Below are 15,403 nucleotides of genomic sequence, written 5' to 3'. Positions count from 1 at the left end.
GCGCACACCTCCAGCTGTGTTCCCTCGGTGGTTCTTCGGTCACTGCCTGGCACTCACCCCGTTCGAGTGCCAAAATTTCTCCGTGCCAGTGTACGGCCGTGGGGTACGCCCTGGGCAAGGGCGACCGGCCACGGTACCGCGTGCCCCGCTCGGGGCGTTGCCAGTAGCGTCCCGGTATGAACGTGCGTTGGGAAGACCACGGCTGGGAACGACTGGCCGACGGAGTGGGCAGGCGCAGGCTGCCCGGCTGGGACGCCACCTGCGGACTGATCGTCGGCACGGAGGGCGCGCTGCTGTACGACACGGGCTCCACGCTCCGCGAAGGGGCCGCGCTGCGCACCCAGGCGCAGGCCCTGCTGGGCGGCCGCCGGGTGACGCATGTCGCACTCAGCCATCCCCATTTCGACCATGTGATGGGGACGGCGGCCTTCGCGGGGGCCTCGGTGTACGGCGCGGTGGGCGTCGACGCGCTGCTGCGGCGGGAGCGGGAGGCGCTGCGCGCGGACGCGGTGCGCCACGGGGTCGCCGAACGGGACGCGGCCCTGGCCGCCGATGTGCTGGTCGCCCCGGAGCACCCGGTCAGCGGGGAGCTGACCCTGGATCTGGGCGGCGGCTGCCGGGTGCTGCTGGCGAACGTGGGCCCGGGGCACACCGGGCACGATCTGGCCGCCCTGGTCCCGGGCCGGCCGGAGGTGGTCTTCTGCGGCGATCTGGTGGAGGAGTCGGGCGAACCGCAGGCGGGCCCGGACGCGATGGGCGCGCGCTGGCCGGCGGCGCTGGACCGGCTGCTGGCGCTCGGCGGCGAGGACGCGCTGTACGTGCCGGGGCACGGCGCGGTGGTCGGCGCGGCGTTCGTACGCGCCCAGCGGGATGCGCTGGCGGAGCGGTTCCCGGTGTCGTAGCGTCGCCGGATGCGCAGCTACAGCCCCGATCTGACCCCGCCCTGGAAGAAGTCGGCCCCGGCGCCCGAGGTGCCGGCCGATCCCGATCTGGTCGTGGAGGAGGTCGCCACGGGCTTCTGCGGCGCGGTGACCGGCTGTGAGGCGGGGACGGTGACGCTGGAGGACCGCTTCGGCCGGCGCCGGGTCTTCCCGCTGGCTCCCCGGGGCTTTCTGCTGGAGGGCCGGACGGTGACCCTCGTCCGGCCGGTGCGGTCCGCCGCCGCCGGAGCGACGCGCACCGCCTCGGGGTCCGTCGCGGTCCCGGGCGCGCGGGCGCGGGTGGCGCGGGCGGGCCGGATCTATGTCGAGGGCAGACACGACGCGGAGCTGGTGGAGCGGGTCTGGGGGGACGATCTGCGGATCGAGGGGGTGGTGGTCGAGTATCTGGAGGGGATCGACGATCTGCCCGCCGTCGTCGACGAGTTCGACCCGGGGCCGGACGCCCGGCTCGGGGTGCTGGTGGACCATCTGGTGCCGGGCTCCAAGGAGTCCCGGATCGCGGCGACGGTGACCGGCGACGACGTGCTGGTGGTGGGCCATCCCTACATCGACGTCTGGGAGGCGGTGAAGCCGTCGTCCCTGGGGATCGCGGCGTGGCCGCGGATTCCGCACGGCGAGGACTGGAAGACGGGGGTGTGCCGGGCGCTGGGCTGGCCCCCGAACACGGGCGCGGCCTGGCAGCACATCCTGTCGCGGGTGGGCTCGTACCGGGATCTGGAGCCCGCGCTGCTGGGGCGGGTGGAAGAGCTGATCGATTTTGTGACCGCGGAATGACGGCCGGTGGGCGGTCGGGGCTCCCGGCGGGCGGTCGGGCGGCGACCGGGCGGCGACCGGGCGGCGACCGGTGGGCGACCGGGGTTCCCGGCGCGCGGGCGGTCCGCTCCCGGTGGGCGGTCGGGGCGGTACGGGCTCCGGGCGGGTGGTCGGCGGGGGCCGGGGACCGGGGGTGAGCGCCGGCGGACCGCGGTATGACCGGGGCTGCCGTCCCCTGCCAGTTCCTGCCCGCCTCTGTCTCCCATTCGCCTTCCGCTGACCGTTTCCGCCCACCGATGAGCGCCGTTGCCCGCCGCCGAGCGGCCGTCGCAACACTCCCCAGGCGGGATGAATATGTGAATAAGTCTCCTTCCGGTCAGTATTGCGACTTTGAGTCGTTAATCGGTCCTGTCGTGTAAGGGCCGCCGACCGTGGACAACTCCTCTCTGCGACAGCGTGCGTACCCTGTGCAGCGGGCGTGCGCCCGTTCCCCGGCCGCCCCGCAGACTGAGGAGGACCGCCATGGCTCTCGACCCCGGCCTCGCGAGCATCCGCGCCGCCCGCAACGCGGACGACCGCCTCGAGGTGTTCGCCACCGGTTCGGACCGCGCCCTCTGGCACATCTGGCAGACCGAGCCCGGCGGCGCGTGGACCGGGGACTGGGCCAGCCGGGGCGGCGCGCTGACCACCTCCCCCACGGTCTTCCGCAACGCGGACGGACGGCTGGAGGTCTTCGCCGGAGGCGTCGACGGCCGGGTGTGGCATCTGTGGCAGCAGAAGCCGGGCGGCAGCTGGACGACGTCCTGGCGGGCCCTGGGCGATCAGCGGATCCTGGGGCGGCGGGTCGCGGTGTTCCAGAGCGCCGGGGGCCGGCTGGAGGTCTTCGCCCGGGGCGAGGACAACGCGCTCTGGCACATCTGGCAGACCACGCCCGGCGGCGACTGGCACGAGCGGTGGATCTCCCGGGGCGGGGTGCTGCGCGGCTGTCCGGCGGTCTTCCAGAACCGGGACGGGCGGCTGGAGGTCTTCGTACGCGGCGGCGACGACGCCCTGTGGCATCTGTGGCAGACCGCGCCCGACGGGGCGTGGACCAGGAGCTGGGCCTCGCGCGGCGGCGATCTGCGGGCCGACCCGGCGGTGTTCGCCAACAAGGACGGCCGGCTGGAGGTCTTCGCCAAGGCCCCCGACAACACCCTGCGCCACATCTGGCAGACCACGCCGGGCGGCGGCTGGCACCCGAACTGGGCCAATCGCGGCGGGCCCCGGATCGGCGTGCCCGCCGTCTTCCAGGAGGCCGACGGGCGGCTGGTCGTCTTCGCCCGGGGGAGCGACCTGGGCGGATGGCGGGCCGAGCAGCAGGTGCCCAACGGGCCCTGGGGCGACTGGCAGGCCCACGGCGGGCTGCTCGCGACCGACCCCGTCCTCGGGCGCAACGCCGACGGGCGGCTGGAATCGCTCCACCTCAGCTTCGACAACGCGCTGTGGCACAAATGGCAGACCTCGGCCAACAACGGATGGACGGCGAGCTGGGCGGCCCGCGGCGGCAGCCTGTCGGGCCTGTAGCCGGGGACGGCGATTCCCTCGCGGGGCCGGTTCAGGCGGGTACGGCCCGGGCGTCTCAGAGCCCGGGCGTCTCAGAGCCCGGGCGCCCCACGGCCAGGGCCTCACTCGGCCCGGGCGCCCCTCGGCCCGGGCGCCCCTCGGCCCGCCCGGACGCCGTTCAGTCCACCAGGTCGCGCACCACCGCGTCCGCCAGCAGCCGGCCGCGCAGCGTCAGCACCCCGTACCCCTGTGCGTACGCCGACTCCTCCAGCAGCCCGTCCGCGAGGGCGCGGCGGGAGGCCGCCAGACCGGCCGGCTTCAGCAGGGTGAGCGGCACGCCCTCCCGCAGCCTCAGCTCCAGCAGGATCCGCTCCACCCGGCGGTCCTCCGCCGGCAGCAGCTCCCGGCCCGCGCCCGGGGAGCGGCCCTCGGCCAGCGCCGCCGCGTACGCGCCGGGGTGCTTCACATTCCACCAGCGCACCCCGCCCACATGGCTGTGCGCCCCCGGGCCCGCGCCCCACCAGTCCGCGCCCCGCCAGTACAGCTCGTTGTGGAGACAGCGCCCGGCGTCCGACGTGGCCCAGTTGGAGACCTCGTACCAGGAGTAGCCCGCGTCCGCGAGCACGGAGTCCGCGATCAGATAGCGGTCCGCGTGGACGTCGTCGTCGGTCATCGGCACCTCGCCGCGCCGGATGCGGCGGGCCAGCTGGGTGCCCTCCTCCACGATCAGCGCGTACGCCGAGATGTGGTCGGGCCCGGCGGCCACCGCCGCCGCCAGCGAGGCGCGCCAGTCGTCGTCGCTCTCCCCCGGCGTGCCGTAGATCAGGTCCAGATTCACATGATCGAATCCGGCCGCGCGCGCCTCGGCGACACACGCCTCGGGCCGGCCGGGGGTGTGATTGCGGTCGAGCACCTTCAGCACATGCGGGCGGGCGCTCTGCATGCCGAAGGAGATCCGGTTGAAGCCGCCGGCCCGCAGCTCCTCCAGATACTCCGGATTCACCGACTCCGGATTGGCCTCGGTGGTGATCTCCGCGCCCTCCGCGAAGCCGAACTCCTCCCGGACCGCCGCCAGCATCGCCACCAGGTCGGCGGCGGCCAGCAGCGTCGGCGTACCGCCGCCGACGAAGACCGTGCGCACCTGGCGGGGATCGTCGCCCAGCACCTTGCGGGCGAGCCGGACCTCCTCGGCGAGGGTGGCGGCGTAATTGTCGCGGGAGGCCAGCACACCGCCCGAGCCGCGCAGCTCGGTGGCCGTGTAGGTGTTGAAGTCGCAGTAGCCGCAGCGCGTGGCGCAGTACGGAACATGCAGATAGAAGGCGAGCGGCCGGTCACCGGCTCCGTGCAGGGCGGAGGCCGGGAGCGACCCGTCCTCGGGCACGGACTCGCCGTCGGGCAGTACGGAAGGCATGTCCCCCATTGTCCGTCACCGGGCGCGGGGGCCGTGCCGTGTGTCCGTCACCGGGCACGGTGAGCGGTGCCGTGACCGGTGACGGACAGTCCTGGGGGTGGGGCGGGAGGCCGCCCGCGGGGCGATTTCCGCCGCTACGCCTCCCTCGCCCCCTCGTACATCTCCTCGATCAGGTGCTTGAACTCACGCTCGACGGCCGGCCGCTTCAGCTTGAGGCTGGGCGTCAGATCGCCGTGCTCCACATCGAGGTCCCGGGGCAGCAGCCGGAACTTCTTGACCGTCTGCCAGCGCTGGAGCCCGTCGTTCAGCCGGTCGACCTGCCCCTGGATCAGCTCCTGGGTCGCTGGGGCGGCGATCACCTGGGCGTACGACCGGCCCGCCAGACCGTGGTCCTTCGCCCAGCCGAGGATCGCCGGTTCGTCCAGCGCGATCAGCGCGGTGCAGTAGTTGCGGTCCGCGCCGATGACGATGATGTTGGAGACGAACGGACAGACCGCCTTGAACTGGATCTCCACCTCGGTCGGCGCGATGTACTTTCCGCCGGAGGTCTTGATCAGGTCCTTCTTGCGGTCGGTGATCCGCAGATAGCCGTCGGGGGAGAGTTCGCCGATGTCCCCGGTGTGCAGCCAGCCGTCCGCCTCCAGCACCTCGGCGGTCTTGTCGGGGAGGCCGTGGTAGCCCTCCATGATCCCCGGGCCGCGCAGCAGCACCTCGCCGTCGTCGGCGATCCGGACCTCGGTGCCGGGCAGCGGCTTGCCGACGGTGCCGGTGCGATAGGCCTCGCCGGGATTGACGAAGGACGCGGCGCTGGACTCGGTCAGTCCGTACCCCTCCAAGATGTGGATCCCGGCGCCCGCGAAGAAGTAGCCGATCTCGGGCGAGAGGGCGGCGGAGCCGGAGACGGCGGCGCGCAACCGGCCGCCGAAGGCCTCGCGGAGCTTGGCGTAGACCAGCGCGTCGGCGACCTTGTGCTTGGCGGTCAGCGCGAAGGGCGCGGAGGCGGTCCCGGTGCGGCGGAAGTTGTCCTGGGCGGCCTTGGCGTACTCGCGGGAGACCCCGGCCGCCCACTGGAAGATCTTGTACTTCGCGGGGCCGCCGGCCCGGGCCTTGGCGGCGACGCCGTTGTAGACCTTCTCGAAGATGCGCGGCACGGCGGCCATGTAGGTTGGCCGGACGACCGGCAGATTCTCGATGATCTTGTCGATACGGCCGTCGACCGCGGTGACGTGTCCCAGCTCGATCTGTCCGGAGGTGAGCACCTTGCCGAAGACGTGGGCGAGCGGCAGCCAGAGGTACTGGACGTCCTCCCGGGAGATCAGCCCGGTCGCGGCGATGGCCTTCGCCATGTACGACCAGTTGTCGTGGCGCAGCCGTACGCCCTTGGGGCGGCCGGTGGTGCCGGAGGTGTAGATCAGCGTGGCCAGCTGTTCGGCGGTGATCGCGCCGATCCGTCCGGTGACGAGGCCGGGCTCCTCCAGCAGCCGGGCGGCCCCGCGTCGCTCCAGGTCGTCGAGGGTGAGCACCCATCCCTCGGGGTCGCCCTCCTCGGCGGCGACGCCCGCGCCGTCGATGACGACGACATGCCGCAGCTCGGGCAGTCCGGCGCGGCGCTCGCGCGCCTTGGCGAGCTGGGCGGCGTCCTCGGCGATGAGGATCCGGCTGCCGGAGTCGGAGAGGATGTACGCCGATTCCTCGGCGTTGGTGGACGGATAGATCGTCGTGGTCGCGCCGCCCGCGCACATCACCCCGAGGTCGGCGAGGATCCACTCGACGCGGGTGGCGGAGAGCAGGGCGACCCGGTCCTCGGGTTCGATCCCGAGCCCGATCAGACCGGCGGCGACGGCGTAGACCCGTGCGGCGGTCTCCGCCCAGCTGAGCGACGCCCAGTCGTCGGGGCCCCGGCCGGAGGCGGGCGGCACGGGATAGCGGAAGGCCTCGGCGTCCGGGGTGGCCGCGACGCGCTCGGTGAAGAGGGTCGCCACCGAGGGCGGCCGGTTCTCGATCTGGGTCTGTGTGTCGCTCACGATGTCCTCCGGGCCTGCGGCAGCACTGCACGACGGGCTGGTTCTTTAACTGGCGAGTAACCATCGAGCCGTGATCAGAGTAGAGGCCACTCTGCCAGTGCGTAAGAGGATGCGGGCTGCCGCTTGATAACGAAGGGTACGGCCGGGAGGGGGCAGCTCAGGCCGGGTGCGGACGGCGAAAGCGCCCGCTCCGGGGGTGGGGCGGGCGCTTTTTCGTACGCGTACGGGGAGGGCGCGGCGGGCCCGGCGCCGCCCAGGGATCCGGGGGCGGCGCGGGGCTTCCGGAGCGGCGCGGGGCGCTCCGGGGCCGGGCGGCTCTGGATTCCGGGGCCGGGCGGCTCCGGAGGTCCGGGGCCGGCCGGCACTCCGCTACTTCTTGTTCTTGCCGCCGCTCTCGTCGCTGGAGAGAACGGCGATGAAGGCGTCCTGCGGCACCTCCACGCTGCCGACCATCTTCATCCGCTTCTTGCCCTCCTTCTGCTTCTCCAGCAGCTTCCGCTTACGGGAGATGTCACCGCCGTAGCACTTGGCGAGGACGTCCTTGCGGATGGCGCGGATGGTCTCGCGGGCGATGACCCGGGAGCCGATGGCGGCCTGGATCGGCACCTCGAACGCCTGCCGGGGGATCAGCTCGCGCAGCTTGGCCACGAGCCGCACCCCGTACGCGTACGCCGCGTCCTTGTGGGTGATCGCGGAGAAGGCGTCGACCTTGTCGCCGTGGAGCAGGATGTCCACCTTGACCAGGCTGGACGTCTGCTCGCCGATGGGCTCGTAGTCGAGCGAGGCATAGCCGCGGGTCTTGGACTTCAGCTGGTCGAAGAAGTCGAAGACGATCTCCGCGAGCGGGAGGGTGTAGCGGATCTCGACCCGGTCCTCGGAGAGGTAGTCCATCCCGATGAGGGTGCCCCGGCGGGTCTGGCACAGCTCCATGATCGCGCCGATGAACTCGCTGGGCGCGAGGATCGTGGCCCGGACCACCGGCTCGTAGACCTCCGAGATCTTGCCCTCGGGGAACTCGCTCGGATTGGTCACCGTGTGCTCGGCGCCGTCCTCCATGAGGACGCGGTAGACCACGTTGGGCGCGGTGGCGATCAGGTCGAGGCCGAATTCGCGCTCCAGCCGCTCCCGGATCACATCCAGGTGCAGCAGCCCGAGGAAGCCGACGCGGAAGCCGAAGCCGAGCGCGGCGGAGGTCTCCGGCTCGTAGACCAGCGCGGCGTCGTTGAGCTGGAGCTTGTCGAGGGCGTCGCGCAGCTCGGGGTAGTCCGAGCCGTCCAGCGGATAGAGGCCGGAGAACACCATCGGCTTGGGGTCCTTGTAGCCGCCGAGCGCCTCGGTGGCCCCCTTGTGCTGCTGGGTGATGGTGTCGCCGACCTTGGACTGGCGGACGTCCTTCACCCCGGTGATCAGATAGCCGACCTCGCCGACGCCCAGGCCGTCGGCCGGGAGCATCTCGGGCGAGTTGGTGCCGATCTCCAGCAGCTCGTGGGTGGCCCCGGTGGACATCATCCGGATCCGCTCGCGCTTGCCGAGCTTGCCGTCGATCACTCGCACATAGGTCACGACGCCCCGGTAGGAGTCGTAGACCGAGTCGAAGATCATGGCGCGGGCGGGCGCGTCGGCGACGCCGACGGGGGCGGGGACCTCGCGCACCACACGGTCGAGCAGCGCCTCGACGCCGAGACCTGTCTTCGCCGAGACCTTCAGCACATCGTCCGGGTCGCAGCCGACGAGGTTCGCCAGCTCCTCGGCGAACTTCTCCGGCTGGGCGGCCGGCAGGTCGATCTTGTTGAGGACCGGGACGATGGCGAGGTCGTTCTCCATCGCCAGATAGAGATTGGCGAGGGTCTGCGCCTCGATGCCCTGGGCCGCGTCCACGAGCAGGATCGTGCCCTCGCAGGCGGCCAGGGAACGGGAGACCTCATAGGTGAAGTCCACGTGCCCCGGGGTGTCGATCATGTTCAGGATGTGGGTCGTGCCCCGGCCGTCGCCCTCCGTGGGTGCCCAGGGCAGCCGGACCGCCTGGGACTTGATCGTGATGCCGCGCTCACGCTCGATGTCCATCCGGTCGAGATACTGAGCACGCATCTGCCGCTGGTCGACCACACCGGTCAGCTGGAGCATCCGGTCGGCGAGCGTGGACTTGCCGTGGTCGATGTGCGCGATGATGCAGAAATTGCGGATCAGCGCCGGGTCTGTACGGCTCGGCTCGGGCACGTTGGAAGGAGTCGCGGGCACGCAAGGTCCTGATTCTTGAGACGCCGGGCGTCTCGTCTGGGCGATGGCGGATCGATACGTAGCCCCTATCGTCCCACGGGTGAGGGACTGCGGCCGGTTTGGGCCGCCGGGAATGCTGCTGGTAGCCTGGCTAGCTGTGTCTCATGTCGTGGATCAGTCCATGACGCTCGAGACGCTCATCGAAGATCAATCGAACCTGAGAAGGCTCTTTCGTGGCGAACATCAAGTCCCAGATCAAGCGGAACAAGACCAACGAGAAGGCGCGCCTGCGCAACAAGGCCGTCAAGTCGTCGCTCAAGACCGCTATCCGCAAGGCCCGTGAGGCCGCTGCCGCGGGCGACGTCGAGAAGGCCACCGTGGCCACTCGCGAGGCCACCCGCAAGCTCGACAAGGCTGTCTCGAAGGGTGTCATCCACAAGAACGCCGCCGCCAACAAGAAGTCGGCGCTGGCGTCCAAGCTGGTCTCCCTCCAGGGCTGAGCACTCCGCTGTGACCCCGGGGGCGACCCCGGACCCCGGCCCCACCCTTCGCGGGTGAACCGCCGGACGACTTGATCGCCGGACGGACCCGAGCGGGCCCTCTCTCTCCGCTCCCCGACCGGCATCCCTCCGGACTCGCACTTGGACCTGCGTTCGCCACGCGGGTGCGAGTCCACCGCACCACCGCACCACCTCACCAAGGCCCCGAACCCCCCTTGTCCTTCCCCAGGACACGGCCCCGGCTCGGGGCCTTCGGTATGCGCCGCCTCCAGCGCTCCTCCGGGGGGAGACACATCCAGCCCACCGGGTCGAGGCATACCCAGCCCCTCCGGCGATTGAGGAGCAGGGGCTCGGGGGCAGCGCCCCCGACCACGACCCGGGCCCTCGCGGGAGGCCGCGCACCCCCGGCCCCCCGCCGGGATCAGCGCCGAGCCCTCGCGGCCCGGGCGACCGCGACGACCGCCTTCTCCAACGCGTACTCCGGATCATCCCCGCCCCCCTTCACCCCCGCATCCGCCTCCGCCACCGCCCGCAACGCCACCGCCACCCCGTCCGGCGTCCACCCCCGCATCTGCTGCCGCACCCTGTCGATCTTCCAGGGCGGCATCCCCAGCTCCCGCGCCAGATCCGCCGGCCTGCCCCCGCGCGCCGAGGAGAGCTTCCCGATCGCCCGCACCCCCTGCGCCAGCGCACTGGTGATCAGCACGGGCGCGACCCCGGTCGACAGCGACCACCGCAGCGCCTCCAGCGCCTCCGCCGTCCGCCCCTCCACCGCGCGGTCGGCGACGGTGAAGCTGGACGCCTCCGCCCGGCCCGTGTAGTAGCGCCCGACGACGGCCTCGTCGATCGTGCCCTCCACATCCGCCGCGAGCTGCGACACCGCGCCGGCCAGCTCCCGCAGATCACTGCCGATGGAGTCCACCAGCGCCTGGCACGCCTCCGGAGTGGCGGACCGGCCCAGCGTCCGGAACTCGGACCGGACGAAGGTGAGCCGCTCGGCCGGCTTGGTCGTCTTCGGGCAGGCGACCTCACGCGCGCCGGCCTTGCGGGCCGCGTCCAGCAGCCCCTTGCCCTTCGCGCCCCCGGGGTGGAGCAGGACGAGGGTGATCTCCTCCACCGGAGCGGCGAGATAGCCCTTGACGTCCTTGATCGTGTCGGCGGAGAGATCCTGGGCGTTCCGCACGATCACGACTTTGCGCTCGGCGAAGAGCGACGGGCTCGTCAGCTCGGCGAGGGTGCCGGGCTGGAGCTGGTCAGCGGTGAGATCGCGCACATCCGTGTCGGCGTCGGCGGCGCGCGCCGCCGCCACCACCTGCTGCACCGCGCGGTCGAGAAGCAGATCCTCCTGGCCCACGGCGAGCGTGACGGGGGCGAGCGGATCGTCGGTCGAATTCTTCCTGGTGGCCATCGCGTCCAGCATCCCATGGGCCGCTGACACCCCTTCCCGTGCCGGAGAATGGGCGGGTGAGCGATGGACGACATGTATTGGTGCTGCCCGACCGCGACGCCGCGGAGGAGGTGGCGCGGGAGCTGGCCGACCGCTTCGGCGTGACCGAGGAGCCCCAGCTCGTACGGGACGCGCTGGCCGGCGAGGACGACGCCGAGGACGCCCAGTGGCTGGTCGTGGTGGAGGACCCGGCCGCCCGGCTCGACCCGGCGGCCCTGGACGCCTTCGCCGACGAGTACGAGGGATGGCTGGAGGCCCCCTGACCCGCCCGCCCGGACCGTCGCGCCGGCGGTCCCGGCCGGCCGGGGCCGGTCAGACCTCCGCCCGGCCCCGGCCGGCCCGCGGATCGGGCGGCAGCCGGTCGAGCCGGAGCCCGAAGTGGTCGCGGTAGGCGGCGAGCACCGCGGCGTCGTCCGCGAGCGGCTCCTCCCGGCGTCCGCCGGGCCCGGTGCGGACGAGCTTGCTGCCGCTGAGCGTGATCCGGCCGTCCGCGGTGAGCTTCGAGCAGACCAGGGACTTGAGGAAGGGCGACTCGGGGGCGGTGCTGTGCCACCGGGCGCCCGCCCGGAAGTCCTCCAGCACGCGCGGCCTGGTCTCCATGCGGTACTGCGGCTTCCCGTCCCGGTACAGATCGAGATCCCCGTGCTCGGTCTCGACGATCCGGAAGGTCCCCGCGGGATCGGGCTGGTCGCCGCGCGCGTCGAAGTCCAGCGGATGGCGGGAGTTCTCACCGAAGCCCACATCGACCAGCCATCGCCCACCGGCCCCGGGCTCCACCGTCCCCGCCGTACCCGCCTCCGTCTCCACCAGCAGGGCGAGATGGTCGTAGGGGATGCCGATTCCGCCGGCCCCGTCGTGGACCCGGGCCTGGAGCAGGCTGACGGTGAACCCGACATCCCGCAGCAACGCGGCGAACGCGCCGCCCAGTTCGTAGCAGAAGCCGCCGCGCCCGCCCTCGACCACCTTGGCGAGGAGCGCCTTCTCCTCCAGGACGATCTCCTCGCCCAAATGGACCGAGAGATTCTCGAACGGAACCGCCAGGAGATGGCGCTCCTGCAGCTCCCGGAGCGCGGCGTGGTCGGCGCGGCGCGGGCGCTCGGCTCCGATACGGCGAAGGTAGGCGTCCATGGCCCCAGTGTGGGCGCGGCGGCGGACCCGCGCCATGCACCGCTGGTCCTAGGGCCCGAGCCCGAGGCCGGGAGGGCGCGGCGACCGCTAGCGTGCAGATCATGACTGTTCAGAGGGAGCCGGCGCGTACGCCGGAACAGCGCAAACAGGACGTACTGGCGAAGCTGGAGACGGAGGAGGACCTCTGGGCGGCGACCGCGTCGGCGGACGGTGAACCCACCCTCGTACCGCTGTCGTTCGTCTGGGACCGGGAGACGCTGCTGATGGCCACGCGGCGGACGAATCCGACCGCGCGCAATGTGACCCCGCGCGGGCGGATGGTCGTCACGCTGGGACACAGCAGGGATGTGGTGCACATCGAGGGCTCCGCCGAGATGGTGGAGGGCTCGGCGCTGGAGCCGTCGTCCGGCGAGGCGTTCACGGTGAAGCAGCGCGGCTGGAATCCGCGTGAGCACAAGGCGTACGTCTATCTCCGGGTCACCCCCGTGGTGGTGAAGGCCTGGCGCGAGGTGAACGAGCTGGCCGACCGGGACCTCATGCGCGACGGCGTATGGCTGGTCTGACCCGGGACGGGCGCTCGGGCCTGCCCCGGTGCGCCCGTGCTGGTCGACCCGCGCGGCCCAGGTGCGGGCGGTCCGGGTCTGTGCGGTCCGGGCGGTCCGGTCGGCCCTGAGGGCTCCCCGGCGCGGATGGGCCCGCAGGCCGCGGCCCGCCCCGGTCACCGCGATCGGCCCGTCCCGGTCGGTGCGCAGCACCGCGGCCCCCTGGGACCGCAGCGCGTCCACGGTACGGGGAGCGGGGTGGCCGTACGGGTTGTCCCGGCCCGCCGAGATCAGCGCCAGTCGCGGGCGCACCGCGTGCAGCAGGGCGGGGTGCTGGTGGGCGGAGCCGTGATGGGCGACCTTGAGCACATCCACCGGCGGCAGCGCCGGATGGGCGAGCAGCAGCCCGCGCTGGGCCGGGGGTTCGAGGTCGCCGAGGAGCAGCAGCGTGGGACCGCCGTCGACGCGAGCCAGCAGGGTGACGCTGGCGTCGTTGGGTTCGGCAGACGGCCCCTGGGGCGCGGAGTGGGCGTCCGGGGAGGGGCTTTCCGGCCAGAGCACCCGCCACTCCAGCCGCCCGGTCCGTCCGCGCTCCCCCGCCGTCGCCCGCAGCAGCGGCACACCGGCCTCCGCCGCCGTTCTGCGGACGAACGCGCTCTGTTCCTCCGGCTCTTCGAGCGTGGTGGTCTGCACCGCGCCGACCGATCTGCCCCGCAGCGCTCCGGGAAGTCCTCTGATGTGGTCGGCGTGGAAGTGGGTCAGCAGGATCAGCGGGATTCTGCTGATGCCCAGATCGCGCAGACAGCGGTCGACCGGCTCCGGATCGGGGCCCACGTCGACCATCACGCCCGTGCCGTCGCCCGCCGCCAGGACCATGGCGTCCCCCTGTCCCACATCGCACAGGGCGAAGCTCCAGCCCGGCGGCGGCCAGCCGGTGACGGCCCTGGTCAGCGGGGCCGGGCGGAGGATCGCGAGCAGGAGCAGCAGGGCGCAGCCGGCGGCCGTCCAGGGGTGGCGGCGCAGCCTGCGGGCGGCGAGCACCGCCGACGCGGTGACCACGGCGAGCAGCAGGCCGCCGCGCCAGCCGCCGGGCCAGTCCAGCTGGGCTCCCGGCAGGGACGCCCCGGTCCGGGCGACGGACGCGATCCACCCGGCCGGCCAGCCCGCCACCCGGGCGAGGGCCTCGGCCACGGGCATCGCCACCGGGGCGGCGGCGAGCGCGGCGAAGCCGAGGACGGTGGCCGGGGCGACGGCGAACTCCGCGATCAGATTGCAGGGGACGGCGACCAGGCTGACCCGGGCGGCGAAGACCGCGACCACGGGCGCGCACACGGCCTGGGCCGCGCCGGCCGCCGCCAGCGCCTCCGCGAGCCTCGGCGGCACACCGCGCCGTCGCAGCGCCGCGCTCCAGCCGGGTGCGACGGTGAGCAGCGCGCCGGTGGCCAGGACGGAGAGCAGGAAGCCGTAGCTCCGGGAGAGGGCGGGGACGCAGAGGACGAGCAGGAGTACGGCGGCGGCCAGTGCGGGGACGAGGGAACGCCGACGGCCGGTGCCGATCGCGAGCAGCGCGACGGCTCCGCAGGCGGCCGCGCGCAGGACGCTCGGCTCGGGTCTGCAGACGATGACGAAGGCGAGGGTCAGCGCCCCGCCGGTCAGGGCGGTGCCTCGCAGGGTGATGCCCAGCCGGGGTGCGAGACCGCCCCGTTCGGCCCTGAGCGCTCTGCCCGGGGGTCCGATCAGCACCATGAGGAGGATGGTGAGATTGCTGCCGGAGACCGCGAGCAGATGGGTGAGGTCGGTGGCCTCGAAGGCGCTCTGAAGATCGGGCGGGATACGTGAGGTGTCTCCGACGACCAGCCCGGGCAGCAGCGCCCGGGGATCCGGATCGAGCCCGTCGGACGCTTCCCGCAGCCCCGCTCTGAGCGCTCCGGCCGTGCGCTGGACGGCGGTGGGCGGGCCGATGGTCTCCGGGCGGTCCCCCGGCACGCGGACCACGGCGGCGAACCGGTCGTCCCCGTTCAGCGGGGGCGCGAGCCGGCCCGTCAGCCGCAGCCGGGTCGAGGGCAGCAGCCGCTGCCAGCGGTCGAGTCCGGCACGGGAGAGCCCGGGGCGGACGACGACGAGCACCGGGTTCCGGGTGCGGGTGGCCGTCCCGTCGGACGCGGTGACCCGGGTCGCCTCCGCGTCGAACACCAGCGCCCGCGCGCCCTGATGGTCCCCGGCGGCCCGGGGGCGGGTGAGTCGTGGGTCGGTGGTGACCGTCACTTCCAGGGTGGCGTGGGCATGGCGCTCCGCCAGCCCGGGCAGCGGGCCGCGCCGCAGATCCGCGCCGTAGAGCCCGGCGGTGGCCCCGCCCGCCGCCGCGCAGAGCAGAACCGCGGCGAGCGCGGTGACGCCGGAGCCGATACGGACACCGCGGCCGGAGGAGACGGAGGGAGTGGTGGAGCCGGAGGGGACACCTAAGGCGCGGGCCCGGGCCCGGCGTCGGCCGGGCAGGACCGGGCGAAGCTGGAGTGAGGGCGGACGGCGGCCCGGCAGGCCCTGCGGCGACGGCGGACGGCGGCCCGGCAGGCCAGCGCGATCCTGTCGCGAAGGCGGACGGCGAACCACCGAGCCCGGGCCCCTCCCCCAGCCCCTTCGGGCCGGCGTGCGCGCCGACGCCAGAACCAGGAGCAGCAGCGCCAGGGCGACACAGAAGGCCACCCCGATCGCCGTCCACCGCCCGGGAGCGCCCACGGCCAGGGCGGAGGCCGCCCAGGCGGCCAGGGCCGGGGGCGCCAGCCGGAGATCGGCCGGTCCCTCCTGCCGAGGGTGGGCCGAGCCGAGCCGGTGGCCCGACGCCGCGTGCACCTCCTGGCGGGCCCGGGCAGGAGCGCTCCCCGGCCCGGCCCCGGCGGG

11 protein-coding genes and 1 pseudogene are annotated in these 15,403 nt (G+C 73.2%); 6 read left to right on the top strand and 6 right to left on the bottom strand.

Features of this window, described 5'->3' with window-relative positions; genetic code table 11:
- Positions 1–176: 176 nt before the first annotated feature.
- From ACF089_RS09895 to ACF089_RS09885, 3 genes are all read left to right on the top strand, one after another.
- Complete coding sequence (locus ACF089_RS09895; RefSeq protein ID WP_392024244.1) at positions 177–902, top strand: MBL fold metallo-hydrolase; 726 nt, start codon at positions 177–179, stop codon at positions 900–902.
- Between the two features lie 9 nt (positions 903–911).
- Positions 912–1,715 carry a DUF3097 domain-containing protein gene (locus tag ACF089_RS09890; RefSeq protein WP_392024243.1) on the top strand — a complete coding sequence of 268 codons (804 nt, stop codon included), beginning with the start codon at positions 912–914 and terminating at the stop codon, positions 1,713–1,715.
- 501 nt (positions 1,716–2,216) lie between these two features.
- On the top strand, positions 2,217–3,257 hold the full coding sequence (locus ACF089_RS09885) for a hypothetical protein (protein ID WP_392024242.1): 1,041 nt from the start codon (positions 2,217–2,219) through the stop codon (positions 3,255–3,257).
- A 157-nt stretch (positions 3,258–3,414) separates the two neighbouring features.
- Here ACF089_RS09885 and hemW read toward each other — a convergent pair whose 3' ends face one another.
- From hemW to lepA, 3 genes are all read right to left on the bottom strand, one after another.
- The gene (gene hemW / locus ACF089_RS09880; RefSeq protein ID WP_392024239.1) at positions 3,415–4,647 is read right to left on the bottom strand and encodes a radical SAM family heme chaperone HemW; all 1,233 of its coding nucleotides are present in this window, start codon (positions 4,645–4,647) and stop codon (positions 3,415–3,417) included.
- Positions 4,648–4,781: 134 nt separating this feature from the next.
- Complete coding sequence (locus tag ACF089_RS09875) at positions 4,782–6,671, bottom strand: AMP-dependent synthetase/ligase (protein ID WP_392024237.1); 1,890 nt, start codon at positions 6,669–6,671, stop codon at positions 4,782–4,784.
- Between the two features lie 369 nt (positions 6,672–7,040).
- Positions 7,041–8,909: a translation elongation factor 4 gene (gene lepA / locus ACF089_RS09870; RefSeq protein WP_392024235.1), complete on the bottom strand. Its 1,869-nt coding sequence runs from the start codon at positions 8,907–8,909 to the stop codon at positions 7,041–7,043.
- A gap of 212 nt (positions 8,910–9,121) precedes the next feature.
- Between lepA and rpsT the strand changes: the two genes are divergently transcribed.
- The gene (gene rpsT, locus ACF089_RS09865; RefSeq protein ID WP_392024233.1) at positions 9,122–9,388 is read left to right on the top strand and encodes a 30S ribosomal protein S20; all 267 of its coding nucleotides are present in this window, start codon (positions 9,122–9,124) and stop codon (positions 9,386–9,388) included.
- Positions 9,389–9,809: 421 nt separating this feature from the next.
- Here the strand turns inward: rpsT and holA are convergent, their stop codons facing one another.
- Complete coding sequence (gene holA / locus ACF089_RS09860) at positions 9,810–10,796, bottom strand: DNA polymerase III subunit delta (protein WP_392024230.1); 987 nt, start codon at positions 10,794–10,796, stop codon at positions 9,810–9,812.
- A gap of 56 nt (positions 10,797–10,852) precedes the next feature.
- Here holA and ACF089_RS09855 point away from each other — a divergent pair, with 56 nt between their 5' ends.
- The gene (locus ACF089_RS09855; RefSeq protein ID WP_392024228.1) at positions 10,853–11,098 is read left to right on the top strand and encodes a hypothetical protein; all 246 of its coding nucleotides are present in this window, start codon (positions 10,853–10,855) and stop codon (positions 11,096–11,098) included.
- 49 nt (positions 11,099–11,147) lie between these two features.
- On the opposite strand, the gene ACF089_RS09850 is transcribed toward ACF089_RS09855, so the two are convergent.
- Positions 11,148–11,963 carry an arylamine N-acetyltransferase gene (locus ACF089_RS09850; RefSeq protein ID WP_392024225.1) on the bottom strand — a complete coding sequence of 272 codons (816 nt, stop codon included), beginning with the start codon at positions 11,961–11,963 and terminating at the stop codon, positions 11,148–11,150.
- Positions 11,964–12,064: 101 nt separating this feature from the next.
- Here ACF089_RS09850 and ACF089_RS09845 point away from each other — a divergent pair, with 101 nt between their 5' ends.
- The gene (locus ACF089_RS09845; protein ID WP_392024222.1) at positions 12,065–12,526 is read left to right on the top strand and encodes a pyridoxamine 5'-phosphate oxidase family protein; all 462 of its coding nucleotides are present in this window, start codon (positions 12,065–12,067) and stop codon (positions 12,524–12,526) included.
- A gap of 129 nt (positions 12,527–12,655) precedes the next feature.
- Here ACF089_RS09845 and ACF089_RS09840 read toward each other — a convergent pair.
- Positions 12,656–15,355, bottom strand: a pseudogene (locus ACF089_RS09840) (ComEC/Rec2 family competence protein); the annotation flags it as partial.
- Between the last annotated feature and the right edge of the window lie 48 nt (positions 15,356–15,403).

It is taken from the genome of Streptomyces sp. NPDC014894 (genome assembly GCF_043080985.1).
In the GTDB taxonomy this organism is placed as follows: Bacteria; Actinomycetota; Actinomycetes; order Streptomycetales; family Streptomycetaceae; genus Streptomyces.
The sequence above is the reverse complement of the archived record's forward strand: the minus strand, read 5'-3'. Positions and strand labels throughout refer to the sequence as shown.

Bases quoted from the DNA above. Each gene is read 5' to 3' on its own strand.
- ACF089_RS09895 (WP_392024244.1), top strand. From the start codon at position 177: ATGAACGTGCGTTGGGAAGACCACGGCTGGGAACGACTGGCCGACGGA.
- ACF089_RS09890 (WP_392024243.1), top strand. From the start codon at position 912: ATGCGCAGCTACAGCCCCGATCTGACCCCGCCCTGGAAGAAGTCGGCC.
- ACF089_RS09885 (WP_392024242.1), top strand. From the start codon at position 2,217: ATGGCTCTCGACCCCGGCCTCGCGAGCATCCGCGCCGCCCGCAACGCG.
- hemW (WP_392024239.1), bottom strand. From the start codon at position 4,647: ATGCCTTCCGTACTGCCCGACGGCGAGTCCGTGCCCGAGGACGGGTCG.
- holA (WP_392024230.1), bottom strand. From the start codon at position 10,796: ATGGCCACCAGGAAGAATTCGACCGACGATCCGCTCGCCCCCGTCACG.
- ACF089_RS09850 (WP_392024225.1), bottom strand. From the start codon at position 11,963: ATGGACGCCTACCTTCGCCGTATCGGAGCCGAGCGCCCGCGCCGCGCC.
- ACF089_RS09845 (WP_392024222.1), top strand. From the start codon at position 12,065: ATGACTGTTCAGAGGGAGCCGGCGCGTACGCCGGAACAGCGCAAACAG.